Genomic DNA, 26,012 nt, shown 5'->3' with positions numbered 1-26,012 from the left:
TTCACTATGCCACTACAAACAGGTTATAGAAAATCTCTTGGAACCCTATCAGAGTTTTTAGAAGAAGGTATTAACGACATCTGGCTTATCGACCATCAACCCAATCGAGTCGATTTTCCTAGTCATGTTATTGCTATTCCAAGTTTTACAGGAGACCCGAAGGATTGTGAGCTGTACAGACTCATTGATCGAATTTTCATCAATTAATTTGTTCCGAATAATCATCGTAGCCTTGCCTGCCGCCCAGAAGGTGACGGGCTTACTCTGTGCGAAGTTGTAAACAACCGCTTTCAGATCTGAAAACAGCGTGATGCAATGAACCCAAGCGCTATAGCAATCAACACAGTTACTGCGATATAGTTCAATTCGGTGGGTAACTGGAGTACCCGTATCGTAGTCTGTAATTTTGATTAACCTGCGTAGCGCTGGTAACTCAGACGGATATTCAGGATGAATACCATTGATCCTTTTTCCCTCTCTGGCAGCCTTTGCATATTTAGTCAAATATTCCTGATACTTACGGCTCCTGCGATACATCATTTACCCATCCCTAGATATAAATTCACCTTACAGGGTAGCAATGCTTGCAAGCTTGTATGGGCTGAATAATGAATTGTTGTTTAGAGATAGGCATCTAAGCGGGAGAACGGTCATGCTCTGTGGAGTAAGAGTTCAAGATAATCTCAAAGTATTCGCAAGTAATAGCGAAAAAGAGCAAGGGCCATTCAATTGCCCTGGATGTAAGCACGAGCTTGTTCTAAAAAAAGGAAGGATTCAAGTACATCATTTCGCGCACAAACCCCCGTATCATTGTAATAGAGGAAAAGGTGAGTCAGATGCTCACCGCAAGTGTAAAGAATCCATTTACAATTCACTATCAAAGTACAGTCACGTTACAAATTTAGAAGTTGAAGCTGATTTTGGTACGGTCATAGCCGATGTATATTGCTTAATAAACAATGTAAAAGTTGCTATTGAAATACAGAGAAGCAACTTAAGTGTAAATGAAATAAGCGCACGCACGTCAGCATATGAAAAATTAGGAATTAATGTTTTGTGGTTGGCTCTATTCAATAAAAAACTAGGCGAAGAAAGGTACAGTCCCAAGGCATGGGAAAAATGGTGTCACGCTGCATATTATGGTCGTGTGTACTATTGGGTTGCAGACTTAACTATTGCACCTGTTCATTTCTCTGAATATCAAAATTATGTAGAGTCATCGAGTTGGTACAATGAATGTGGTGAAGAACAGTCAGCAGGCGGTTACTACAAATCATCTAGACGTTATAAGACACCATCTATAGGCACATACTTAAACTTGGCCACTGACTTTAAACCATCCTATAAACAAGCATGGACTGGCGGCACAGTTCATGTTCCAAATTGTAGGGTTTACAACGATAAGCTCAGAACGTGGTGGTAAAAAGGCCTAACTAATACGTCTTTTTTTTGGCACAAAGAAGAGGTTATCTGATGTCCGTATTAGGTACAAAGCAGAAGTTAGGTGACGTCCGCTTTGGGTCGGTAAGCGACCTAATCACTACTGAGTCGTGCCAGATCAAGCGTTTGGGTCAGCTACAGTCAGAAGCGGACCCCTAGATTCTTAGATACGACTGATAACAGCCCAAGGAAATTACAGTTAATTTATAACTTCTTTTTAATCAAGCGACGTACAAAAAAGCCCTGACCTGTCCAAGATAGAGTACAGAATACGCTATTCGGAGCTCCGAAGAAGCAGGCGGAACCAATTGTCTCTAACTTCGGATGAGAGAATTCTAGGTTATGTAAATTTATACCTGAAGCAGCTGCTGCCAAGTAATCAGGCATCCGAATAAGAGGGTCTAGGTAGTTTGGACCACTTTCTTCGGGAACGATATGTATAAGCTTTGGCTTGTCTATTATGTTGACTATGTATCTATCAGAGGGCATGCGATTGCTTTTCAACAAGTAGAACATAATCGAAGCGACATCCCAAACGATCCCGTCATGACGTTTAAGAATTGCATCTCGATCAGAGACCCAACTGGCAATAGATGGCTCTGTAACCATATCAAGGTAGTCCAGAACAACAGCTGCATAAGCAGCTACTAGGAATACCTGCCGAGCCAGCTTGGCATTACCCTTTCGCTTCAGTTCGCTAATAAAACTACTTAGTCGCTTTTTGACTTGTAAAAAATATGTATTTTCGGCCACTGAGTTTTTATCCAATAATTCTACTATCTCCGTGATGTCTTCAAGACCATCGATCATTGCAGAGAATGGCGCATAGGTAGATAGAAACTTGTCTCCATCATCAAGGACGAAAGTAAAGCTAAAAACGACAGGTGACTGCAAGTATCGAATCATACCTTCAGACGCAGATCGGCTTTTCTTGATGTCAGCGGGCGCTTGATTATCAATATAGTTACAAATTGTTTCTAACTTGTCATGATTAAGTAACAAAACGAATGATGCAGTATCGTGACGGTTATGGTCATCGAAAACATAGTCTGAAATGAGGTGCCATGCAGCACCTTTCGGAAGGGGGGACAACCAATCAGAGATGCTCCTCTTTGCACTTTGATCCAGCACCTTCTGCAAAGCGATGATGATATCAAGCATGGTGTTTTCCTTTTCTATTTAAAGATAGTCCTTTAGAAAGTAGGCCAGCGTTTTTCACCCTAGAGCCCTTGATGGAACATCAATTCAGTAATGAATGTCAACGAACCTATTAACGACATAGATGTCCGCTTTGTGTCGAAAGCTGACCTTCGAGGTCATTTCATCCTATATGAGAATGCCTACCATATATCTCATGCTAAATGAGATTTAGATCCTCTCCCTCGTTCTCACATAGAATGAAATAGTTGATGCTTTAGGGCTTTTCTATTTCAAGCTAAGTGAGATTCGACATATTGGCTGTGAATTCAGTGGCTCATTGCACACACTCGTTAAATTTAGCAACGGGTGAGACCACAGATAATTACGCAGAAAATTCAATTAGCTCGGTCAGTAGAGTCTTTCTTTTGAAAGCCTTTGCTGGCGCTATCGTGACCTTCTTAAGTGTTGCTGCACTTCCAATAATGTGAACCTCTAACTCCGCACGTGTAATGGCAGTATAGAGCCAGCTTCGATCTGTTATTCGGTTATCTTCGAGGACAACAATTATACGAGGAAATTGAGACCCTTGAGCTTTATGCAATGTAATTGCATAACCCAGTTCTATTGCATCAAGTAATCCTTCTGTAACCTCAACCAAATCACCTGTATCAGTTCTCACTAAACCCAGATGATTCTGGGTTTGAGTAACATCTATCAACTTTCCAAGTGTGCCGTTCTGCACGCCAGCCTGATAATTATTTTGAGTAAACAAAACCTGGTCACCTAGCCTTAAGTTAAGAAAGTAATTCTCAGTGCCGAGTAAGAATTCCATCTTAGGTGACTCAGCATTGAATGAGCGCTGAATGCTTTCGTTTATTGATCGCGTTGTCTTTCGCGTAGAGGCGATCACGCGAGTACTCTCTGGTGATTCACCGAACAATTCAATTACTGTATTTTCAAACTGATCCGAACCCATCTCGTGGAAATAGATATTTCCTGTACTCAGTTCATCAGGTACAAGACCATTTTTGATAGATTCCGTATATTCAGGGATACCAGAACTTCCTTCTTGGCGTTTTACTATATCTAGAGTTGTGTTAACAACCTGATCGCACTTAACAAGATCATGTAAAATTTTTCCGATACCGATAGGAGGTAACTGATTAGGATCTCCCGTAAATACAATCTTAACCTCTGGGCTTATATGGTTAATAATTTTGAACATCGTGGGTAAATCTACCATCGATGCCTCATCAATCAAAAGCAGCCTTTTGCCGCCTTGAGAGCACTCGACTGGAGCATCCCTCAGGAATCGTGCGATAGTCTTCGTGAGATAGCCAATCGACTCATGCAAACGCATTGCAGCACGCCCTGATAGGGCTACCGCGTGAACCTCGTAACCCAGCAAATCAGCGGTCTTTAGGAAGGTGTTACAGGTAAATGTTTTCCCCGTTCCAGCACCACCAGTCAGGCAACCGATCTGATTAACCAGCAGGTTTCTAACAGCCTCAATTTGTCTGTCGGTGAGTGAGAGGGAAAGTTTCCCTAAGACAGAATTAAGCGATATTTCGTCTTGTTTATTCCACTGCCGTGAATGCGAAGCCAGGTGTTTGAACCGCTTAGCAACAGCGAGCTCTTGAATTGCAGTAGCCATGGGATGGTATCGATCTTCAGACTCATGATAAATCGCAACATTCTGATTGGCTTTTAGGTAGTCTACAGCCTGTTTTGTTGTTTCAGCGTTCTTAAGTATGTTGAAGATTTTAGTATTTAGCTTACTGCTGTTTGTGTAGGTACTACCGTCACTGAAACAATCTCTTAACCCCTGAACGGCGGCAGCAATAACGCGCTGATCTGAATAATTTTCAGTCCACGGAGATCCTGCTGTTCTGACAAGCTGATCAACCTTTAGTACGGACATACCGAAGTTCACCAACTCATAGGGGTTGATCTTAAGCTCTTCAAGGGTTCCAGCTTTGTGATACTTGAGCACTCTGCGTTGAATAGAGGCAGGCACTCCCGCTTTTGCCATCCAGATTGTATGTTCCAGGTTTTGATATTTCTTATACCCTGCATAAAGTGCTTTAATCGATTTATCGGATAGCACCTCACGTAAGTCGCTTAGATACTTAGCACCTTGCTCCTGTAGCATTTCATGGATGTTAATACCAAATCGATGCCACAACTCCCGCGCTTTGGATTCCCCAATACCCTTAAACTCTGGATCTTTGGCAATGAATTGGATGAAAACCTCGCCATCATTGGGCAGTTCGAAATCGAGTGATTCAGGGTGGCTATATTGATGAATATCACGGATAAAATCACCGACATCAACCTGTATTACTTCACATACACCTGTTACCGTCCAAATCTGACCTGGTGCAGGAATAACAGGTAAATTGTCAGAATCGACCCAGATTTGAACCACATATCGGGCAGATTTCAACTGAGTGGCATCATCAATGGGGACACCTTTAATCAATGTATCCTGCTGACGCTGAAGATGGCTGGTCACTCTCAGCTTTTCTGTATGACTGCTTAGCTCTTGGCAGGACATAATCTAAATACCTGTAAGTCATCAATAGCCTCAAGAGTCTCAGAACTCGCTGCTAGGCGATTCTCAAGCGATTCTACCTGAGCCTCCAACTTAGCCACTTTCACTTTCAGGTCGTGATTTGAGGCCTCCAGAAAACCTATTCGCATGCGCTCTTCACGGGACTTGCTCTCCGACTGGTCATATAACTTCGTTTTTGATTTTGACTTTGTCCCCGTTGGAGTAAGACGGGGGAGTACACCTCGTTTGCGAAGATCTGCTTCTAACTGATTTAGTGCGGTTTTAACCTGAGTATTATTCTTCAATGCTTCAGCGGATACACCTGATAGTTTCTTGATCTGTCCTTTGTTTAATTTACCTGTTGAGGCATAAACAATAGATGCGAAAGCTTCATCAGTCATGGAGTCGCGCCACGCTGTGAACATTTCAAAGTATTGCTGTCCTTTTTCTTTACTCATGACAGATCTCACCGCTAAATATTATTTTCGCTGTCAAAGCTAGGCTTGGGCAATGGGCGATCTAAAATATCCTTTCCAATCCCTCTGGACTCAGCATTGTACTGCCAGCGTTTAAACATCTCACGATAGCGTGCATTCTGACTTTCTAACTCTTTAACCCGAAGAGAAAGCCGATTTATTCGATCATGTGCTGTATTGATGCTATTGGGCCTAGCCGTTTCATCAACCCCTGTCTTAAGGGATCGCTTACGAATACCAAACTCCTCTTTGATTTCGGCTTTTCGGTTAAGCGCTTGACGAGTCGTTTGTATACCTAGTGAATTACTACAGGCTTTTACCAATAAGTCCCAAGTAAGCTCAAACCGCCAGCTTTTAAGTAGATTAACAATACGGCGAACATCATCATCAGTCAGGTGTCTGGCCATGATTACCTCCCTAGCAGCGCTGTGAGCTTACTCAAGTCAGCCTGGGGTTTTGGTGTTGTTGAACCAATAGTAGGCGCATCTAAAGTCGGCAACTTTCCTTGAGCTGCAAGACCTTTTTTCAGAGCAGAATAGCCATTATCTGTACATTCAATGACAGCTCCCTCTTCGATCTCAGGATTTTCAAGAATCTCAATGAGGGAATTTACTTTTTCTAGTCGATCCATAGAATATGTGAGCCAGCGGTCTGCACCATAAAATTCTTGTTCTACGCCCTGTGTAGCCTGCTTTAACGTCTGCTCTAATCCGTCACGAAACAAACGAATTCGGCGCTCCTTCTCGACATCACCCTTGATGCACTTATGCTTTTTACAGGTCAGGCAGTCGCGGAACTTAGTGCAGGGCTCAACCGCAAAATCATGCACACACACACCGTATGCTGTGTAGTGAGCGACTCGATCCTCTGCAATAGCCAGATCTTTCAGAAGAATAGGCTGATGCTTACTTGAAAGCGTTGCGAGGCCTGTAGACTGACTGCCCAGCCCCAAGCCTCTGGCACTCTCTACGCGCTCTTCGTCGCTGATATGGTTGTACACCTTGTTTTGGCTGATATCCAAGCGACCAGACCAACGTGCAATCTCAACTTCACCAATCTTCCCTTTAGCCGCAATGGTATTCAGGTAGTGTCGGAACTGGTGAGTGGTCATTGAGTAAGCCTCACCTTTGTATCCCCATCGCCTAAAGATATTTAAGTTATAAGATCGTTTATCGCTATCTTTCTTAATACTCAACGAACTGTTAAGTGTATTGCTATCTATTGCTTGTAGCGAAAAAGGTTTGAGGTATCCGCCGCCACTAGTATTGAATTGACCTTCAAAATAGCAATTAAGGGCATACTGATACTTCATCTTTTTACTTCCATCGGTGTAGGGAAAATATGGCGGAAGCCAATATTCACGCAAATATACATTAAGCTTACGAAGTGTCAGCGTATGAGTATCCTCCTTACCCTCTGACCATCTTCCGTTATACATGCTATCAAACTGCTCTTGTAGAATTGCCTTGCTCTCCAGATACTCTGGCGATTTATTTAATACCTTTAGAGTTGCCGTAATCCAAGCTTTTAGCTTAACTCTAGGGGCTTGATTTAGTGCATCCACACACAAAGCATCCAGTACTTGTTTAGGAGTCAACGGAGCATCTTGATCAACCTTCGGACAATTCTCGTGAATAGGGAATTTATCGGGATTTTCTTCAAGCCACTTGGCTAATTTACGCGGTTCTTCTGATATTTCTTTAAGACGACGAACGGACTCTAGGGTGAATTCTTTCCATACCTCAGGCACAGGCTTATCTGTGAACCCGTAGCCTTTCTGACCATACCAGTTGATAAATAATTCAGGCTCTCCTTCACTGTTATCCTTGTAAGTTAAAGAGTCAGCTGCCAAAAGGTTTAACTCACCCACACGACCAGGTGAGCTAAGAAGTAAAGCGCAATTAGAGGTTACGAAAATATCACGGTGATCGGTTGGCTGAGCAGACCAGATTTCTGCTAAAGCGTCCAACGCCTCTTGTGTCGGCATTTTCTTCTCAGCATCTTTTTTGTTCTTCACATGACCATGAGCATCATTGGGGCGCTTAATCAAATTCACCCACGTATCACTGTTTTCAGATAAGCCCTTCTCCACAATGAACTCAGACAGTTTCTGAAGCTGCCCTCCGATTCGATAGGCACTATCGCCTTTGAAGTTTTCTTTGATTAACTCACTTGCACGGTCATACACATGCATATTTACCCGCGTGATATCGGCTTTGGGCTCAAGTTCTAATAGCGCTGCTTCAACTGCTCGAACAGCAACAACCTCTTGGATATTTTTAGTTATATTTAGCGACTGTTGCTGTAAAACATATGCCTTAGCGAAATCTATGATCTGAGGGTCAAGTAACTCCTTCGAAGGATCAAATGACTTCTTACGCGAAGACACTCCAAGCTTCACAAAATCCAAGCTAACACCCATCCAGACCTTCCAGCTCCACGCATCCCAATCAAGCGGTAGATCAGGCTTATTAAAACCTGTAAGCCCCTTCGTCCAAGCGATGAACTCCTTAACCTGCTTTCCAGCCTCTAAACCCTCTCTCGGACGAAAAGAAATTACGTTAGTCATTTACCCGCTCCTTTGATTTGATGGTTTCACATCGTTGCATAACGTCCTCTACTGCAAGGATTGAGCGGTCAAGAATACGCGCAATAGTCTCATCGCCTGTAATACTTAGAGTGCGCTCACGCTCTTCATACAGATCAACCAAAACGTCTTCGTGAGGAGCATCAAGCCAAGGCTGAAACTTAACACATGTGTAGCAGGCGGCTGGGGCATTCGCGCTACAGAATGCATAATTCCCACAGGAACCTACATTCTCACTACCGTCTATCGAGCGTATACGGCTCGTAGGATCAGCGCCCCTTGTAGCCTGAGATTCACCACGTACAATCAGGCCTGCAAAGGCTTGAGCCAAGGGAGCTAATAGCTTGCCGATTTTCTGGTTCAGGCGGGTTGCGTTATCACCTGTAGACTCAACGTATACACCCGCGTTCTGGTGATCGTTGTGATCTAATGCCGCTGCGATAACACCCACACCTGCCCCTTCACGGTTGAGGTCAGTTCCCAAGGTTGAACGAAACCGTTTGGACGTAATATGAATGGGTTCGCCTGTTCGTTCAGACGTTGCATTAATAATAGTCTTAGCTCTTGTAAGCGAGGCACTCAAATACTCACGAGGCTGAAAGCATGAAGCATTTAATTTTGCTTTACGTTCACCATGCTCAATGAGGACTTCAATGTTGGGAAATAGCGGCAGTAGACTGAGGGAATTAGCAAAACCCTCAAACGTTCGAGCATCAATGTCTTGAATCCGCTCAGCCTTCAGTAGCTGTATCGCGTTATATAGATCCTGAGAAATCTGAAACAGACTAAAGGCTTCTCTGAAACCCAACTCACGTTGCTTAGAGCGTGGCTGATTAATGAAAAAAGCCTCTGCCTTTTTCGAGAAATCATCAAACACCAACTGAGTTACCTGGGCGCGGCGAAGGCCACGTTCAGTGTAGAGTTTGACCAGCACCCAATCTTGCAAAGATATCCTATCTTCCATGAACGCATTGTTAAGACCATCAATAATAGCCTCCATTTCAAGCTGTGTGTATGGCCCTTTGAGAGGGTCGTGACTCAATACAGCCTGACCTTTTTCATTGCCTTGGAAGGAGAGTTTCCCGATAGCCTCGATAAACTCATCGCTAACTCCATAGAGCCCTGACTTGTGCCAGTAACGCAGAAACCCACGTATAGTAGAAAGCTGATATTCACGCTCTTTACCCGCTTTCACCTTTGCTGAGAGAAAGTCACGTTCATCCAAAATATTGAAATCAGCACCATGCCGAGTAGCAACCATAATTAGATAGCTAGATATATTGGTAACTGAATCGGCTTTGCGGCTGCCAGCGTAACGAGCCAGCGCGACTCGAAAATAACGATGAACTTCTTCTGGTAATACCGCTAGTGCACCATTAAGCAAAACCTGTTTGTCATTAATGGGGTCTAGGCTCCATCGCTCATCAGCAGGGACAAATATCTGACCCGCCTCACTTCTATAATTACTGCTTAAAAGTGTATCCAGCTCACTATCCTTAAGCTTCTTCGCCAGCATCATCTTTTCTCTTATTCATATTGTTCGAACGCTTAACAAGCATTTTCCCAGCCTGCTCTTGGTTGTAGCGTTTGTTGTAGATTTCTTGCATATGACTAGTGGGTAACCAGCCCATGAGATAGGGCCGAATATCTTGATCAGCAGCTGCTTTTTCAGATGGGGTAGCATCTTTGTACACCTCATCTATCATATTGGAAATACGATAATTCATATGATGTCGTAGCTTGTGTGGAGTAACACCTTTAAGCTCTGGAAACGCAGATCTAGCCGCCTTAAAAACCTCAGTGATCGCGTTAAGTGTCATGGGTTTCCCCATATTCTTCCTATGACTGACGAATAAATATGGGTGTTTCTTTGCTGTCTTGATCGAACCACGATGATCCATTACATAGACATCCAAAAGTCGCGCCAGAGATTCGGATATGGGAATTGTGCGCTCGCCTGTTTTGACATTCGGAGCCTGCTTTCTGGTCTCAAGTGGGTTGTTATGACGGCGATATATGGATATTTCAGAGTTTTGAATATCGTTCACGTAAAGGCCAGCTAGTTCGCCACGTCTCATCCCCGTTTCATACAGAATTGAGAAAATCAACAAATTGCGGAGCTGAATGGACTTATCCTTCCAAGGGTTCTCAGGATGACCTGGAAGCAACTTCTGAGTGATCACATCAATCTGTTCATCTGATAGCGCAATGACCGTATTCTTGGTGTGCTTCTTGATTTTAGGCTTGTAGGATGTGATTGTTTTAGAAACGGCCTTAGCTATATCTTCTTTGTCCTTGCGTTGAGCCAAGCGAAGGTACAAGAACTTTAGATACTCCCGAATTGCATGGATGCGCTGAGAGGCCATATCTCTCGATACTTGTTGGTAGGCATTTGGTAGCAGTTTCACGCCACTCATTAGACGTTTCTGGGTGTCTACAGTCCACGCACAGAAATCCAAAAGCTGAAGCACTTCCTCCTGACTCAAATGCTCATCACGTTTGAATCGCGCCTCAAGGTCGAGACTCTCGTACTGACACCAGTTAAACAACACCTCAATGCTATACAAGATGTTTCGCTGTCGAGAGGCTGATATGTGCCGCAGTTCCATAGACACATAAAGCGTGGGATAGTACATCGGAATTCCATCTTCCAACAGAAGCACGCTCCGCACACCATTTTCCTGCTTTAGTTCTTCAATCCTACGATTCATAAGACACCCAAATACGATACATTTTACATATTACCATAACCATAACTGAAAGCCAGCCCTGAAACGTTACACCATTGCAAGGACACAAAAACAAAAAAAACCCCGCTATTGCGAGGCATTAAGATCATTAATTTATGTAAAACGTTACATCTTACATATATAGTTCGCTAAAACGGGATATCGTCGTCAAAATCATCCAACCCTGGTGCTGGCTGAGGAGCTTGAGGGGCCGCTTGTGGGGCTGGCTTTTGATAATTTTGTTGCGGCTGTTGTGGCTGCGGCGGTTTCTGATAATTCTGTTGTGGAGCCTGTTGTGGCTGATAATTCTGCTGTGGCGCCTGCTGTTGCGGTTGCTGATAGCCACCCTGAGGCTGCTGATAACCACCATTATTACCGCCATCGCCACGGCTATCGAGCATTTGCATTTCGCTCGCCACAATCTCAGTTGTATAACGGTCTTGGCCCTGCTGATCTTGCCATTTACGGGTCCGTAGCGAACCTTCAAGATAGACCTTAGAACCTTTGTGCAGGTATTCACCGGCAATCTCTGCCAGACGGTTGAAAAACACCACCCGATGCCATTCGGTGCGTTCCTGTTGCTGGCCTGTTTGCTTATCCTTCCAAGATTCAGAAGTCGCCACCGTGATGTTGGTCACCGCATTGCCGCTGGGTAAATATTTAGTTTCAGGCTCGTTGCCCAGGTTACCAATCAAGATGACTTTGTTAACACCACGTGCCATTGATCTCTCCAATATTCTTTAACTGTTTGCTCACGCTTACTGCACAAATTTCGCAGCCACTGCATTGAGTGAAGCATAGCATAATTATTACTGCCCGCAGCGATAAAAAGTGGTCAGATCAGGTGTCGGCGCAGGCATAACTCTTTATACTTGAGCTTTTGCATTGGACACGGAAACAACGATGGACAAGATAGTGGTTCGCGGCGCCAGAACACACAACCTGAAAAATATCGATTTGGATATCCCACGGGATAAACTTGTTGTTATCACCGGTTTATCCGGGTCAGGAAAATCCTCGCTGGCATTCGATACGCTCTACGCTGAAGGTCAGCGTCGTTACGTTGAATCCCTGTCTACTTATGCGCGGCAATTTTTATCGATGATGGAAAAGCCCGATGTCGATCATATCGAGGGGCTCTCGCCTGCTATTTCGATTGAGCAGAAATCTACCTCCCATAACCCCCGTTCGACAGTCGGCACCATCACCGAGATCTACGACTATCTACGCTTGTTGTTTGCCCGTGCCGGTGAACCTCGCTGTCCCGATCATAACCTGCCGTTAGCCGCCCAAACCGTCAGCCAGATGGTTGATCAGGTGCTGGAGCTACCCGAAGGCACCAAGTTGATGTTGTTGGCGCCGGTCGTTCAAGGACGCAAAGGTGAGCACTTACATACTATCAGTGAGCTGCGAGCACAGGGTTTTGTCCGTGTACGCGTCAATGGCATTGTGTGCGATATTGACAGTATTCCTGAGCTGGATAAGAACAAAAAGCACAATATCGAAGCGGTGGTTGACCGTTTTAAGGTGCGCGATGACCTACAGGTACGCTTAGCGGAATCATTTGAAACCGCATTGGCGATGACCGATGGGATTGCCACCATCAGTTATATGGATGGCGATGGCGAAGAACTGGTGTTCTCAGCCCGCTTTGCCTGCCCTAAGTGTGGCCACAGTATTCAAGAACTCGAACCGCGCATGTTTTCCTTTAACAACCCCCATGGCGCCTGCCCTGCTTGTGATGGTTTGGGCGTTAAGCAGTTCTTTGATCCGAAAAAAGTGGTCGGTGATGACACTCTAACCCTCTCCGAAGGGGCGATTCGAGGCTGGGATCGTCGCGCGCTCTACTATTTTCAACAACTGAAAGCCGTTGCCGATCATTACGGTTTTAACATGGACACGCCCTTTAAGGACCTGACCGCCAAACAGCAGCAGATGATTCTTGAAGGTAGCGGCAAAGAGGATATCGCTTTCCGTTATCTTAATGACCGTGGCGATATCATTAGCAAATCGCACCCTTTTGAAGGGGTACTAAACAACCTTTCTCGTCGTTATCGGGAAACCGAATCCGACATGGTGCGTGACGATCTTGCCAAGTATATCAATATGCAAGAGTGTCCTGTCTGTGACGGTAGTCGACTGCGTCGCGATGCGCGCCATGTATATATCGATGAAACAACCCTGCCCGAACTGGTACGCCTATCCATTGGCGATAGCTGTGACTATTTCGACAGCCTTAAATTAAGCGGCAAGCAGGGCGAAATCGCCGATAAGATTCTGAAAGAGATTCGCCTACGCCTGCAGTTCTTGGTCAACGTGGGCCTCGATTATCTATCCCTTGAGCGTAGTGCCGAAACCCTCTCCGGCGGTGAAGCACAACGTATCCGTCTGGCCAGCCAGATCGGTGCCGGTCTGGTCGGGGTGATGTACATTCTCGATGAGCCGTCCATCGGACTGCATCAGCGGGATAACGACCGTCTATTGAAAACCCTGATCCACCTCCGCGATCTAGGCAATACAGTGATTGTGGTTGAGCATGACGAAGATGCCATTCGCCTAGCGGATTATGTGATCGATGTAGGTCCCGGTGCTGGCGTTCACGGTGGCGAAATCATTGCACAAGGTACTCCGGCAGAGTTGATGGCCTGCAAAGAATCAATGACCGCCGATTATCTCTCCGGTCGTCGTCGGATCGAGACACCGACTGAGCGGCACAAATCCGATGGCCGCTGGTTGCAACTGCACGGCGCTACCGGCAACAACCTCAACAGCGTTAATCTGGATATACCACTGGGGCTATTAACTTGCGTGACCGGTGTTTCAGGTTCGGGTAAATCCACGCTGATTAACGGCACCCTCTATCCTATTGCTGCCACCGAGCTGAATGGCGCCACGACACTGGATGCGGCCCCTTATAAAGAACTTAAAGGGATGGATATGCTCGATAAGGTGATCGATATCGATCAAAGCCCTATCGGCCGGACGCCACGTTCAAACCCAGCAACCTATACCGGTATTTTCACACCGATCCGCGAACTGTTTGCCGGTACACAGGAAGCCCGTTCACGGGGTTATAAACCCGGACGATTCAGCTTTAACGTAAAAGGTGGCCGCTGTGAAGCCTGCCAGGGCGATGGCGTGATCAAGGTCGAGATGCACTTCTTGCCGGATATCTACGTGCCCTGTGATGTCTGTAAAGGTAAACGCTATAACCGAGAAACCTTAGAAGTTAAATATAAGGGTAAGAGTATCCATGAAGTATTGGATATGACGGTGGAAGATGGTCGCGAATTCTTTGATGCTATCCCTGCTCTTTCCCGCCGGCTACAAACTCTGATCGATGTGGGCCTTTCCTATATTCGCCTCGGGCAAGCAGCCACCACACTCTCTGGCGGTGAAGCACAGCGGGTCAAACTGGCGAAAGAGCTGAGTAAGCGGGATACCGGTAAAACCCTCTATATTCTTGATGAGCCAACCACTGGACTGCACTTCTATGATATTCAGCAACTGCTGAACGTGCTCTATCGACTGCGCGACCATGGCAACACCATTGTGGTGATCGAGCATAACTTAGATGTGATTAAAACCGCCGACTGGATCATCGACCTTGGCCCTGAAGGCGGCACCCGTGGTGGTTTAATCATCGCCACGGGAACACCAGAAGAAGTCGCCGAGGTGAAAGGCTCCTACACCGGAGAGTTCCTCAAACCGATGCTGGACAAAAACCATAAAGCCCAAAGCTAATCAAATAGCCTGATCTAAACGCAAAAAAGGCTGATGCAAACACATCAGCCTTTTTTATAACGTATTTACTTAGCTCAACTGAGAGGCGCCATTTCATTGAGGATAAAACTCTCTACAGCCCCTTCAACTGCCGCGGAATAACGTTTTAGATTAACGTTATCCATATGCGCCAGCCAAAGATCTCGGGATTCCCAGCGCTCATAGAAAAGAAACACAGCTGGGTTGTTATTATCCTGATGCAGATCGTACTGCAAGCAACCGTTCTCTTCACGAGTAGGTTCAATTAAACGGATTAATTCAGTTTTTACTAAATCAATGTGATCCGGTTTCGCCTCAATTCGGGCAACAATTATCAGTTCAGTGGTCATCGTTAATCCTTAGCTTCAGTAATATGATTAAGCGTATTGAGGCCGATATCGCCCCCAATGAGTTTAAAAACCTTCGAGTACAACCTTACCGATGGTGCTACCACTTTCAACGGCGGCGTGTGCCCGCTTTAAATTAGCTGCATTGATAACGCCAAAATGAGTTCCTTGGGTAGTTTTGATCTCACCCGCATCTATCAACTCAGCCACCGCATTCAGCAGATCACCCTGCTTCGCCATATCATCGGTGTTAAACATTGAACGGGTATACATAAACTCCCAGTGCAGTGACACCGACTTCATCTTCAGCTTCATAATGTCCAGCGGTGTTTCTGGATCATCAATCAGCGCCAGCTTACCTTGAGGAGCGATGCTCTCAACGATGGCATCGAAGTGCTGGTCCGTAGCATTCAGGCTGACCACATGGGATACCGAATCAAGACCGATACGCTTAAGCTCTTCATTCAAAGGCTTGCGGTGATCAATCACAAAATCAGCGCCACGCTCTTTAACCCACTGCTGGCTCTCTGGGCGAGAGGCGGTGCCGATCACGACGGCATCGGTTAATTTAGCAGCCAACTGCACAATAATCGAACCCACACCGCCAGCCGCGCCAATAATCATGACCTGCTCTGGTTTTGAGACTGCGCCATCCGCGGTTTTCTGCTGTAGCCCAAGGCGATCAAACAGTAACTCCCACGCAGTGATGGTCGTCAAAGGCATCGCCGCCGCTTCGGCATCAGATAACGACTTAGGTGCATGACCCACTATACGCTCATCGACCAAGTGGAATTCAGCATTCGTTCCTTGGCGAGTCAGATCTCCTGCATACCAGACACGATCTCCAGGTTGGAAGGATTGAACCCGCTCACCCACCGCCACAACTTCACCCACCGCATCCCAGCCAAGCACTTTGTATTCACCGTTCTCAGGCTGCGCCCGCTGGCGAACTTTAGTATCCACAGGGTTAACAGAGATCGCGTTAACCTTAATTAGCAGATCCTGCCCCGCCGCAACGGGCGTCGGCAACTCGATATCAACCAGTGAATCTTGTTCAGTAATTGTTTGTGACTTTAAATAACCTATCGCTTTCATTTTCGACCTCCGTAAATTGATGGAGACATTGTGAACCGATATGCCTAAACTAAAAACATGATAATCACTCAATCAGTTTCAAATTATTTTTGACAATGAATACAGCCGACTTAGAACTATTCGCCCGCATTGCTGACTGCAACAGTATTACCGCCTCTGCCGAGCAACTGGGATTAACCCCAGCCACCGCCAGTGCCGCACTGAAACGATTGGAGAAACAGCTCGATACCCAGCTATTTATTCGATCGACCCGACAATTACGGCTGACACCCGAGGGCGAACATTTTTTGATGTTTTGTCGCCAGGCATTAGCCGCTCTTGAGGAAGGTAAAGCCTCTTTGCATGCCATTAAAGGCAAAATATCAGGTGAATTGCGGTTATCGATGCCATCGGATTTAGGCCGCAACTTAGTGGTACCTTGGATCGATAAAGTGATGCTTAAACATCCCGAGTTATCAATCAAACTTAATATCGGTGACAGCCTATCGGATTTCTATCTGGACCGCGTGGATGTGGCACTACGCTATGGCGAGCCGGAAGACTCCTCCATGATCGCCTTTCAGATAGCGACCATCAACAGAGTTATCATCGCCTCCTCTGAATACATCGCCAAGGAGGGTAAGCCAGAGCAACCTGAAGACCTGAAACAACACAACTGTTTGATATTCCGTCTCGGCAATCGGGCATTCAATACTTGGGATCTGTACCGAGATGGTGAACACCACCGAATTCCGGTCACCGGTGATCGTAAATGTGATGATGCAGAGATCGTTCGTCGCTGGGCATGCGCCGGCAGGGGCATCGCCTTCAAGTCAGAGCTGGATGTGAAACGTGAATTAAAAAGCGGCAAGTTAATTAGGTTACTGCCTGGATATCAATCCAAACCGGTCGGCCTTTGGCTCGTTTGCCCCAATCGAAAACAGGTAACACCAGCGGTGCTACTATTACGCGACTTCTTAAGAGAGAAAGTTAGCGAAGAACTAACACTGAATTAGCCCTAAAAGCTTATCAAGCGCCTCAAGAAAAAACGCTTATATCAAAATATTAAACACTTACCGACTCACCTTCAGGAAATAAAGCCTTTCAAGCGACGACAGTGCGTTGTGATAATTTTTAGACAAAAAAAACCCGGCATAAGCCGGGTTTTATTAAGAGTCGAAGGGATTAATCTTCAGAATCTTCTACCGCTACAGCATCAGCTGGACGGTCAACTAGTTCAACGTAAGCCATCGGCGCGTTGTCACCCGTACGGAAGCCACATTTCAAAATACGAATGTAACCACCTGGACGACCTTCGTAGCGAGGGCCAAGTTCGTTAAACAGTTTACCAACAGCTTCTTTACTGCGGGTACGAGCAAAGGCTAGACGACGGTTAGCAACCGAGTCTACTTTTGCCAGTGTGATCAGTGGCTCAGCAACACGACGCAGCTCTTTAGCTTTAGGCAGCGTGGTCTTGATGAGCTCATGTTCAAACAGGCTCACAGCCATGTTTTTGAACATTGCTTTACGGTGCGCACTTGTACGATTAAAGTGACGACCTGATTTACGATGACGCATCTTTTTATCCTTGCCAAACTGTTAGGTTTAAAACCGCAGATCAGGAAGCGACTTTATCGTCGTTTCTGATGCTCGCAGGTGGCCAATTTTCAAGGCGCATACCCAGCGACAGACCTTTAGACGCCAAAACGTCCTTGATCTCGGTCAGCGATTTCTTACCCAAGTTCGGAGTCTTAAGCAGTTCTACTTCGGTACGCTGAATCAGATCACCGATATAGTAGATCTGCTCTGCCTTCAGACAGTTGGCGGAACGTACAGTCAGCTCCAGATCATCAACCGGACGAAGCAGAATCGGATCGATTTCTGGTTCTTCCGGTTCATCGTTAACCTGATCCTTACCACCTTCCAGATCTACAAATACAGCCAATTGCTGCTGCAGAATAGTTGCAGCACGACGGATGCACTCTTCTGGATCGATAGTACCATTGGATTCAATGTCAATGACCAACTTATCTAAGTCAGTACGCTGTTCAACCCGCGCACTTTCCACTACATACGACACCAGACGAACCGGGCTGTAGGTAGCATCAAGAAGCAGGCGGCCGATGGTCCGAGACTCGTCTTCATCCGATACGCGCAGGTCAGCTGGCACATAGCCACGACCACGAACGATCTTCAGTTGCATGTTAAGGCTTGCACCTTCGCTCAAATGAGCGATGACATGCTCTGGATTGGCGATTTCGACATCCTGATTCAACTGAATATCAGCTGCTGTAACAGGACCCGCTTCGCTCTTAGACAGAGTCAGGGTTGCTTCGTCACCATTGTGCAGCGCGACTGCAACACCTTTAAGGTTGAGCAGGATTTCAATTACGTCCTCCTGCACACCCTCGATGGTGCTGTACTCATGCAGCACACCCTCGATCTCAGCTTCAGTGATGGCACAGCCAGGCATTGAAGAGAGAAGGATACGGCGTAGCGCATTACCCAGCGTATGGCCAAAACCGCGCTCCAGTGGTTCCAAAGTAACTTTTGCACGAGTCGCACTAATTTCCTGAACGTCAATGTGACGGGGACTTAGAAACTCGTTTACTGAACGCTGCATAGTTCCACCAATTAAGAAGTCAATATTTACTTAGAGTACAGTTCGACAATCAGCTGCTCATTGATGTCAGCAGACAGTTCAGTACGTTCTGGCAGGGACTTGAAAGTACCTTCCATTTTCGCAGCATCAACATCTACCCACTCAACAGCAGTACGCTGAGAAGCCAGTTCAAGTGCGTGTTTAATACGCAGTTGAGTCTTAGACTTTTCACGAACGGCAACCACATCACCAGCTTGTACCTGGAAAGATGGAACGTTCACTGATTGTCCATTCACTGTAATCTGACGATGAGAAACTACTTGACGTGCTTCAGCACGAGTAGATCCAAATCCCATACGATAGACGACATTGTCTAGACGCCCTTCCAGCAACTGAAGAAGGTTAGTACCAGTCGCACCTGTGCGACGGGCAGCTTCCTTGTAGTAGCTGCGGAATTGCTTTTCAAGAACGCCGTATGTACGACGAACTTTCTGTTTTTCACGAAGCTGTAAACCGTAATCTGATAAACGACCACGACGAGCGCCATGTACACCTGGAACATTTTCAGCTTTACACTTACTGTCCAGAGCACGAACACCGCTCTTCAGGAAAAGGTCGGTACCTTCACGGCGAGACAGCTTGCATGTTGGTCCTAAATAACGAGCCATATTATTACTGTCTCCGGATTAAACGCGACGTTTCTTCGGTGGACGACAACCGTTGTGAGGAATCGGTGTCACGTCCGTGATGTTATTAACCTTGTATCCACATGCGTTCAATGCGCGCACTGCAGATTCACGGCCTGGGCCTGGGCCCTTAACAAAAACGTCTAAATTCTTTAGACCATACTCTTGAGCAGCTACACCTGCACGTTCCGCAGCAACCTGTGCCGCGAAGGGTGTACTCTTACGAGAACCACGGAAGCCGGAGCCGCCTGCGGTTGCCCAACTCAGGGTATTGCCCTGACGATCAGTAATAGTAATGATCGTGTTGTTAAATGAAGCGTGGATGTGAGCGAATCCGTCAACAACCTGCTTTTTAACCTTTTTACGTGTGCGATTACCTGGCTTAGCCATACTGGAAATTCCTATCGCTTACCATTACTTACGGATTGGTTTACGTGGCCCTTTACGGGTACGCGCGTTTGTCTTAGTGCGCTGACCACGAAGAGGCAAACTACGGCGATGCCGCAAACCACGGTAACAACCAAGATCCATCAAGCGTTTGATGTTCATGGATACTTCACGGCGAAGATCACCTTCAACTGTCAACTTGGCGACTGCGTCACGTACGGTATTCAGTTGTTCTTCTGACAAATCTGCAATCTTTGTGGTTTCTTGAATTCCACAATTAACGCAGAGGTCCTTCGCTGTCGTGCGGCCAATTCCGAAGATGTAAGTCAATGAAATTACCGCATGCTTATTGTCAGGAATATTGACGCCAGCTATACGGGCCATTCAATTTACTCCAACTTATTAGCATGCACCTGTGCTTTTCACAGGTACTGCAAATTCTTCTATTAATGGAAGGCGCGAGATTCTACACGCTGATCAAAAATAAATCAACCCTTCGCGCCTACCACTCCCAGACCAGGCGTTAATTAACCCTGGCGCTGCTTGTGTCGTGGTTCAACTTTGCAGATAACCCGCAGAGTACCGTTACGACGTACGATCTTGCAGTTACGGCAGATCTTCTTAACTGATGCACGTACTTTCATGATCAACTCCAAATAGCAGGGATACTAGCGCAGCAGGCCAGCACCGCCTCCTTTAAGATTCGACTTTTTCATCAGGGATTCATACTGATGGGACATCAGGTGGGACTGTACTTGTGCCATGAAATCCATCACAACAACAACCACAATCAGCAGTGACGTTCCACCGAAGTAGAAAGGTACATTCCAGGCTACCACCAGGAACTGAGGCATCAAAGATACCGCAGTGATGTACAGAGCGCCAAACAGTGTCAGACGGCCCAGTACGTTATCGATGTACTTAGCAGATTGCTCCCCTGGGCGAATACCCGGGATGAATGCACCAGACTTCTTCAAGTTATCAGCTACATCTTTTGGATTGAAAACAATCGCAGTGTAGAAGTAACAGAAGAATATGATACATACCGAAAACAGCAGGATATACAGCGGCTGACCCGGGCCCAGCGCAAGTGCGATATCCTGTAGCAGCTCCATGCCTTCAGTTTGACCAAACCATTGGCCAAGTGACGCAGGGAACAGCAGAATGCTTGAAGCGAAGATCGGCGGAATAACACCAGCCATATTCACTTTTAACGGCAAATGGCTGGACTGCGCAGCATACATGCGACGACCCTGTTGACGTTTCGCATAGTTAATGGTGATACGGCGTTGACCGCGCTCCATAAATACTACGAATCCAACAGTGGCAACCGCCAGCACAGCAATGGCCAGCAACGCCAGGATATTAAGATCCCCCTGACGCGCTGATTCAAAGGACTGACCGACAGCACCTGGCAGGCCGGCCACAATACCAGAGAAGATCAGAATCGAAATACCGTTACCGATACCCCGTTCAGTCACCTGCTCACCCAGCCACATCAGGAAGACTGCACCTGCAACCAGTGTAACAACTGCTACAAAGTAGAAGTTGAAATCGGTTGCGAAGGCTACGCCCTGATTCGCCAGACCGACCGCCATACCGAACGACTGTACAGTCGCAAGAATAACGGTACCGTAACGTGTGTACTGATTGATCTTCCGACGACCAGCTTCACCCTCTTTCTTGAGTTGCGCTAGTGATGGGCTAACAACCGTCATCAACTGCATAATAATAGATGCAGAGATGTACGGCATGATGCCCAACGCAAGAATACTCATTCGCTCCAACGCACCACCAGAGAACATGTTAAACATGCTCAAAATAGTGCCCTGATTCTGATCAAAAAGTGCAGCTAGGCGATCGGGATTGATACCAGGTACCGGAATATGTGCACCGATACGGTATACAACGATCGCAATCAAAACGAACAACAAGCGAGACTTAAGCTCGCCTAAGCCGTTCTGTACGCCTGCTGGTACTGGTCCTTTCTTAGCCATTTATTCCTCGACTTTTCCGCCTGCAGCTTCAATTGCAGCTAGAGCGCCTTTGGTCACTTTAAGACCTTTAACGGTAACTGCTTTGTTGATCTCACCAGAAAGAATCACGCGCGCACGCTTGATGCTGTCTTTGATGATATCCGCTTTTTTCAGTGCATCCAGATCGATAACGTCAGCATCGATTTTAGCCAGCTCAGTCAGGCGAATTTCTGCAACGAATGCAGCCTGACGAGAGGTAAAGCCGAACTTAGGCAGACGACGCTGCAACGGCATTTGGCCGCCTTCGAAACCTGGTTTCACTGAACCGCCGGAGCGGGATTTCTGACCCTTATGGCCACGACCGCCGGTTTTACCCAGGCCGGAACCAATACCGCGGCCTACACGCTTAGGAGCATGTTTAGAACCTTCGGCAGGACTCAGTGTATTAAGACGCATAATGAGCTCCTTATTCGCCTTCTACACGAACCATGTAGTTAACTTTGTTGATCATACCGCGTACGGAAGGAGTGTCTTCCACTACAACGGTGTGACCGATACGGCGCAGACCCAGACCCTGGACGCACAATTTGTGCTTAGGCAGGATACCGATGGTGCTGCGTACAAGTGTTACCTTGAGAGTAGATGCCATCGTTGATTACCCCAGGATGTCTTCTACGGACTTACCACGCTTAGCGGCAACATCTTCAGGAGATGTCATGCTAGCAAGACCGTTGATAGTTGCGCGAACAACGTTGACTGGGTTTGTAGAGCCGTAGCACTTAGCCAGTACGTTGTGAACACCTGCAATTTCCAGTACAGCACGCATCGCGCCACCGGCGATTACACCAGTACCATCAGATGCAGGCTGCATGTATACCTTAGAAGCACCGTGACGGGCTTTAATAGGGTACTGCAAAGTCGTGCCGTTCAGATCAACTGTGATCATGTTACGACGCGCTTGTTCCATTGCTTTTTGAATCGCCGCAGGCACTTCACGTGCCTTACCGCGACCGAAGCCTACGCGGCCATTACCGTCACCAACAACAGTCAAAGCGGTGAAACCGAAGATACGACCACCCTTAACTACTTTGGCAACACGGTTAACCTGAACAAGTTTCTCTTGCAGGTCACCGTCTTTCTGTTCGTGATTTGCCATTGTCAAACCCCTTAGAATTCCAGGCCGCCTTCACGGGCTGCATCTGCCAACGCTTTAACTCGTCCGTGGTATTTAAACCCAGAACGGTCGAAAGCAACCTTAGTCACGCCAGCGTCTTTTGCGCGCTGAGCGATCAGTGTGCCTACTTTAGTAGCGGCATCAGTGTTACCAGTAGTATCACTACGCAGATCTTTTTCTACAGTTGAAGCTGCAGCCAAAACCTGACCACCATCTGCAGAGATAACCTGTGCATAGATGTGACGTGGTGTACGGGTTACACACAGTCGTACTGCGCCCAGTTCACGCATTTTATAACGGGCACGGCGGGCACGGCGAATACGAGATGTTTTCTTTTCGTTCATGACCCTACCTTACTTCTTCTTAGCTTCTTTACGGCGAACGAATTCGTCAGCGTAACGTACACCCTTACCTTTGTAAGGCTCTGGTGGACGGAAAGCACGAATTTCAGCTGCAGCCTGGCCCAGCGCCTGCTTATCGGCTGCTGTCAGCACGATAGTAGTCTGGCCTTCCATTGCAGCGACAACGCCTTCAGGTAGCTTGTAATCGATTGGGTGAGAGAAACCCAGAGTCAGGCTCAACGTTTTGCCATTAACGGCAGCACGATAACCAACACCCTGAAGTAGCAGTTTCTTACTGAAACCAGTACTTACACCAACAACCATGTTATTGACCAAAGAACGAGCAGTACCAGCCAGCGCGTTAGCAGTTTTGCTGCCATTGCGTGCGGCAAACTTCAGCACGTTTTCTTCTGAGGTCACTTCTACAGACGGGTGAACAGTCAGACCTAGGGCACCGTTACCGCCCTTTACATTGATCTGCTGACCATCAACCTTAGCTTCTACACCTGCCGGTAGGACAACGGGACTTTTAGCAACTCGAGACATATTTCCAGCTCCTAGAATACCGTACAGATGACTTCGCCGCCGATACCGGCAGCACGAGCAGCACGATCAGTCATCACACCACGCGAAGTGGAAACGATAGCTACGCCCAGACCGCCGGATACTTTAGGCAGCTCATTAGCGCCTCGGTATACACGCAGACTTGGACGGCTAACTCGCTGGATAGACTCTATAACCGGCTTGCCTTCAAAGTATTTCAGTTCAACAGTCATCACTGGCTTACCTTCGCCTTCAACGGCGAAGTCAGCAATGTAACCTTCCTCTTTCAAAACTGCAGCAACAGAGGCTTTCAGTTTAGAAGCAGGCATAGTTACAGCTGATTTCTCAGCCATATGACCATTACGAATACGGGTTAGCATATCCGCAAGAGTGTCTTGCATACTCATGGTTTATTTTCCTTTGTGCAGCGCAATGCGGTAGCAGGATGGGGATCATCCTGCCCAGACCATTGTGCTTACCAACTAGCTTTTTTCAGGCCCGGAACGTCACCACGCATAGCTGCTTCACGCAGTTTGATCCGACTTAGACCAAATTTACGGTAAACAGCGTGTGGACGACCAGTAACCTGACAACGACGCACCTGGCGAACCGGGTTAGCGTCACGCGGTAGCTTTTGCAAAGCTACCTGGGCATCCCAAACTTCATCTTCAGAAGAAGCTGGGTTTTTAACGATTGCTTTAAGAGCGGCACGCTTTTCAGCATACTTAGCAACCATTTTTGCGCGTTTTGACTCGCGCGCTTTCATACATACCTTAGCCATTTCTCTACCCTTACTTTTTGAATGGGAAGTTGAGGGCTGCCAGCAGGGCACGACCTTCGTCGTTAGTGCGAGCAGTGGTGGTGATGGTAATATCCATACCACGCAGCTTATCTACCTTATCGTATTCGATTTCAGGGAAGATGATCTGCTCTTTCACGCCCATGCTGTAGTTACCACGACCATCAAAAGATTTCGGGTTCAGGCCACGGAAGTCACGAATACGTGGGATCGAGATATCAACCAGACGGTCAAGGAATTCCCACATACGCTCACCGCGCAGGGTTACCTTGCAACCAATTGGCCAACCTTCACGAACCTTGAAGCCTGCAATAGATTTGCGGGCCAGGGTTACAACAGGTTTTTGACCTGCAATTGCCTGCATTTCTGCAACGGCATTATCCAGCTGCTTTTTATCACCAAGCGCTTCACCAACACCCATGTTCAGGGTAATTTTGGTCAGGCGTGGTACAGCCATCACGTTAGGACAGCTTAAATCGTCTTTCAACTGCTGCTTAACGGACTCGTTATAGAGTGCTTTTAATCTAGACATGGCATCAACTCCTATTACTTAGCGATAACTTCGCCGTTGGATTTGAAGATCCGGACTTTGTTGCCATCTTCCAGAACTTTGAAACCAACACGGTCACCTTTACCGGTAGCAGAGTTGAAGATAGCGATGTTAGATACTGCAATCGCTGCTTCTTTTTCTATGATACCGCCAGCTTTACCCGCCATCGGGTTAGGCTTGGTGTGTTTCTTAACCATGTTGATGCCAGACACGATCAGACGATCATCAGCAAGAATACGCAATACTTTGCCGCGCTTGCCTTTGTCTCTGCCTGCAATAACGATTACTTCGTCGTTACGAATGATTTTACGCATTAATTATCCATCCTTTCCTACTACCCTCTCATGCTTAAAAACGCCAAGCCCTTTCGAGCTTAGCGTTTTTGCATAAATCCTGACTGATTAGAGTCGGGATTCTTTATAGCACTTCAGGCGCCAGGGAAATGATTTTCATAAACTTCTCTGAGCGAAGTTCACGAGTTACTGGGCCAAAGATACGAGTACCGATAGGCGCGGAGTTGGCGTTCAATAGAACCGCTGAGTTTGTATCAAAGCGGATAATTGAACCGTCCGGACGCCGAACACCTTTACGGGTACGTACCACAACAGCATTAAGGACCTGACCTTTTTTCACCTTACCGCGAGGAATTGCTTCCTTAACAGTAACTTTGATGATGTCACCTACACCGGCATAACGACGGTGTGAGCCACCCAGGACCTTGATACACTGTACTCGCTTGGCGCCGCTGTTATCAGCAACATCAAGCATCGATTCTGTTTGAATCATGGGTCTATACTCCAAAATTCAGACTGTTTTCTTTGCCCTTTAGGGCCCAAAAAACAGCC

General features: G+C 46.7%; 31 protein-coding genes. 4 read left to right on the top strand and 27 right to left on the bottom strand.

Annotation, left to right across the window (positions count from 1 at the left end):
• Positions 1-6: 6 nt before the first annotated feature.
• Both KO512_RS20560 and KO512_RS17420 read left to right on the top strand, forming a co-directional pair.
• The gene (locus tag KO512_RS20560; protein WP_354667751.1) at positions 7-207 is read left to right on the top strand and encodes an NIF family HAD-type phosphatase; all 201 of its coding nucleotides are present in this window, start codon (positions 7-9) and stop codon (positions 205-207) included.
• A 445-nt stretch (positions 208-652) separates the two neighbouring features.
• Entirely contained in the window at positions 653-1,423 is a 771-nt protein-coding gene (locus KO512_RS17420) for a competence protein CoiA (protein WP_215953594.1), read from the top strand.
• Positions 1,424-1,644: 221 nt separating this feature from the next.
• Here KO512_RS17420 and KO512_RS17415 read toward each other — a convergent pair whose 3' ends face one another.
• The 8 genes from KO512_RS17415 to ssb form a co-directional block, all read right to left on the bottom strand.
• Complete coding sequence (locus KO512_RS17415) at positions 1,645-2,601, bottom strand: hypothetical protein (RefSeq protein WP_215953593.1); 957 nt, start codon at positions 2,599-2,601, stop codon at positions 1,645-1,647.
• Positions 2,602-2,962: 361 nt separating this feature from the next.
• On the bottom strand, positions 2,963-5,137 hold the full coding sequence (locus tag KO512_RS17410; RefSeq protein WP_215953592.1) for an AAA family ATPase: 2,175 nt from the start codon (positions 5,135-5,137) through the stop codon (positions 2,963-2,965).
• A complete protein-coding gene (locus tag KO512_RS17405) occupies positions 5,119-5,592 on the bottom strand; it encodes a VPA1267 family protein (RefSeq protein ID WP_215953591.1) in 474 nt (157 codons plus the stop codon). The genes KO512_RS17410 and KO512_RS17405 overlap by 19 nt, the downstream gene beginning before the upstream one ends.
• A 14-nt stretch (positions 5,593-5,606) precedes the next feature.
• Complete coding sequence (locus KO512_RS17400; protein ID WP_215953590.1) at positions 5,607-6,017, bottom strand: hypothetical protein; 411 nt, start codon at positions 6,015-6,017, stop codon at positions 5,607-5,609.
• A 2-nt stretch (positions 6,018-6,019) separates the two neighbouring features.
• On the bottom strand, positions 6,020-8,179 hold the full coding sequence (locus KO512_RS17395) for a hypothetical protein (protein WP_215953589.1): 2,160 nt from the start codon (positions 8,177-8,179) through the stop codon (positions 6,020-6,022).
• A complete protein-coding gene (locus tag KO512_RS17390; protein ID WP_215953588.1) occupies positions 8,172-9,716 on the bottom strand; it encodes a site-specific integrase in 1,545 nt (514 codons plus the stop codon). The genes KO512_RS17395 and KO512_RS17390 overlap by 8 nt, the downstream gene beginning before the upstream one ends.
• Positions 9,694-10,908 carry a tyrosine-type recombinase/integrase gene (locus KO512_RS17385; protein ID WP_215953587.1) on the bottom strand — a complete coding sequence of 405 codons (1,215 nt, stop codon included), beginning with the start codon at positions 10,906-10,908 and terminating at the stop codon, positions 9,694-9,696. Before KO512_RS17385 ends, KO512_RS17390 begins: the two co-directional genes overlap by 23 nt.
• Positions 10,909-11,075: 167 nt before the next feature.
• Complete coding sequence (gene ssb / locus KO512_RS17380; protein WP_215953586.1) at positions 11,076-11,648, bottom strand: single-stranded DNA-binding protein; 573 nt, start codon at positions 11,646-11,648, stop codon at positions 11,076-11,078.
• Between the two features lie 181 nt (positions 11,649-11,829).
• Here ssb and uvrA point away from each other — a divergent pair, with 181 nt between their 5' ends.
• Positions 11,830-14,670 carry an excinuclease ABC subunit UvrA gene (uvrA, locus tag KO512_RS17375; RefSeq protein ID WP_215953585.1) on the top strand — a complete coding sequence of 947 codons (2,841 nt, stop codon included), beginning with the start codon at positions 11,830-11,832 and terminating at the stop codon, positions 14,668-14,670.
• Positions 14,671-14,744: 74 nt separating this feature from the next.
• Here uvrA and KO512_RS17370 read toward each other — a convergent pair whose 3' ends face one another.
• Positions 14,745-15,038 carry a putative quinol monooxygenase gene (locus tag KO512_RS17370; RefSeq protein ID WP_215953584.1) on the bottom strand — a complete coding sequence of 98 codons (294 nt, stop codon included), beginning with the start codon at positions 15,036-15,038 and terminating at the stop codon, positions 14,745-14,747.
• Positions 15,039-15,101: 63 nt separating this feature from the next.
• Positions 15,102-16,130, bottom strand: coding sequence for a zinc-binding alcohol dehydrogenase family protein (locus KO512_RS17365; RefSeq protein WP_215953583.1), 1,029 nt, complete (start codon positions 16,128-16,130; stop codon positions 15,102-15,104).
• Between the two features lie 95 nt (positions 16,131-16,225).
• Between KO512_RS17365 and KO512_RS17360 the strand changes: the two genes are divergently transcribed.
• Positions 16,226-17,125, top strand: coding sequence for a LysR family transcriptional regulator (locus KO512_RS17360; RefSeq protein WP_215953582.1), 900 nt, complete (start codon positions 16,226-16,228; stop codon positions 17,123-17,125).
• Between the two features lie 169 nt (positions 17,126-17,294).
• Here KO512_RS17360 and rplQ read toward each other — a convergent pair whose 3' ends face one another.
• The 17 genes from rplQ to rplN form a co-directional block, all read right to left on the bottom strand.
• Complete coding sequence (gene rplQ, locus KO512_RS17355) at positions 17,295-17,687, bottom strand: 50S ribosomal protein L17 (RefSeq protein WP_126159357.1); 393 nt, start codon at positions 17,685-17,687, stop codon at positions 17,295-17,297.
• 40 nt (positions 17,688-17,727) lie between these two features.
• Complete coding sequence (locus KO512_RS17350) at positions 17,728-18,732, bottom strand: DNA-directed RNA polymerase subunit alpha (RefSeq protein ID WP_126159356.1); 1,005 nt, start codon at positions 18,730-18,732, stop codon at positions 17,728-17,730.
• Positions 18,733-18,758: 26 nt separating this feature from the next.
• A complete protein-coding gene (gene rpsD / locus KO512_RS17345; RefSeq protein ID WP_215953581.1) occupies positions 18,759-19,379 on the bottom strand; it encodes a 30S ribosomal protein S4 in 621 nt (206 codons plus the stop codon).
• Positions 19,380-19,397: 18 nt separating this feature from the next.
• Positions 19,398-19,787, bottom strand: a complete 390-nt coding sequence (gene rpsK, locus KO512_RS17340) for a 30S ribosomal protein S11 (RefSeq protein WP_019622838.1) — start codon at positions 19,785-19,787, stop codon at positions 19,398-19,400.
• Positions 19,788-19,811: 24 nt separating this feature from the next.
• Positions 19,812-20,168 (bottom strand): 30S ribosomal protein S13, encoded by a 357-nt coding sequence (rpsM, locus tag KO512_RS17335; RefSeq protein ID WP_215953580.1) that lies wholly within the window; start codon positions 20,166-20,168, stop codon positions 19,812-19,814.
• A 143-nt stretch (positions 20,169-20,311) separates the two neighbouring features.
• Positions 20,312-20,428 carry a 50S ribosomal protein L36 gene (gene rpmJ / locus KO512_RS17330; protein ID WP_083935407.1) on the bottom strand — a complete coding sequence of 39 codons (117 nt, stop codon included), beginning with the start codon at positions 20,426-20,428 and terminating at the stop codon, positions 20,312-20,314.
• A gap of 24 nt (positions 20,429-20,452) precedes the next feature.
• On the bottom strand, positions 20,453-21,781 hold the full coding sequence (secY, locus tag KO512_RS17325) for a preprotein translocase subunit SecY (protein ID WP_215953579.1): 1,329 nt from the start codon (positions 21,779-21,781) through the stop codon (positions 20,453-20,455).
• Positions 21,782-22,216, bottom strand: a complete 435-nt coding sequence (gene rplO, locus KO512_RS17320) for a 50S ribosomal protein L15 (RefSeq protein ID WP_215953578.1) — start codon at positions 22,214-22,216, stop codon at positions 21,782-21,784.
• Between the two features lie 10 nt (positions 22,217-22,226).
• A complete protein-coding gene (gene rpmD / locus KO512_RS17315) occupies positions 22,227-22,409 on the bottom strand; it encodes a 50S ribosomal protein L30 (RefSeq protein WP_126159351.1) in 183 nt (60 codons plus the stop codon).
• 6 nt (positions 22,410-22,415) lie between these two features.
• On the bottom strand, positions 22,416-22,916 hold the full coding sequence (gene rpsE / locus KO512_RS17310) for a 30S ribosomal protein S5 (RefSeq protein WP_126159350.1): 501 nt from the start codon (positions 22,914-22,916) through the stop codon (positions 22,416-22,418).
• Positions 22,917-22,927: 11 nt separating this feature from the next.
• Positions 22,928-23,278, bottom strand: coding sequence for a 50S ribosomal protein L18 (gene rplR / locus KO512_RS17305; protein ID WP_126159349.1), 351 nt, complete (start codon positions 23,276-23,278; stop codon positions 22,928-22,930).
• Between the two features lie 9 nt (positions 23,279-23,287).
• Positions 23,288-23,821, bottom strand: coding sequence for a 50S ribosomal protein L6 (gene rplF / locus KO512_RS17300; protein ID WP_215953577.1), 534 nt, complete (start codon positions 23,819-23,821; stop codon positions 23,288-23,290).
• 11 nt (positions 23,822-23,832) lie between these two features.
• On the bottom strand, positions 23,833-24,225 hold the full coding sequence (gene rpsH, locus KO512_RS17295; RefSeq protein ID WP_215953576.1) for a 30S ribosomal protein S8: 393 nt from the start codon (positions 24,223-24,225) through the stop codon (positions 23,833-23,835).
• 68 nt (positions 24,226-24,293) lie between these two features.
• On the bottom strand, positions 24,294-24,599 hold the full coding sequence (rpsN, locus tag KO512_RS17290) for a 30S ribosomal protein S14 (protein WP_215953575.1): 306 nt from the start codon (positions 24,597-24,599) through the stop codon (positions 24,294-24,296).
• A gap of 10 nt (positions 24,600-24,609) precedes the next feature.
• Positions 24,610-25,149, bottom strand: coding sequence for a 50S ribosomal protein L5 (gene rplE / locus KO512_RS17285; RefSeq protein WP_091361841.1), 540 nt, complete (start codon positions 25,147-25,149; stop codon positions 24,610-24,612).
• Between the two features lie 14 nt (positions 25,150-25,163).
• Entirely contained in the window at positions 25,164-25,481 is a 318-nt protein-coding gene (gene rplX / locus KO512_RS17280; RefSeq protein ID WP_215953574.1) for a 50S ribosomal protein L24, read from the bottom strand.
• A gap of 103 nt (positions 25,482-25,584) precedes the next feature.
• Positions 25,585-25,953: a 50S ribosomal protein L14 gene (gene rplN, locus KO512_RS17275; RefSeq protein WP_126159344.1), complete on the bottom strand. Its 369-nt coding sequence runs from the start codon at positions 25,951-25,953 to the stop codon at positions 25,585-25,587.
• Positions 25,954-26,012: the final 59 nt, after the last annotated feature.

It is taken from the genome of Amphritea atlantica (assembly GCF_018860855.1).
GTDB classification, from domain to species: domain Bacteria; phylum Pseudomonadota; class Gammaproteobacteria; order Pseudomonadales; family Balneatricaceae; genus Amphritea; species Amphritea atlantica_A.
This window is presented reverse-complemented; position numbering and strand designations above follow the sequence as displayed.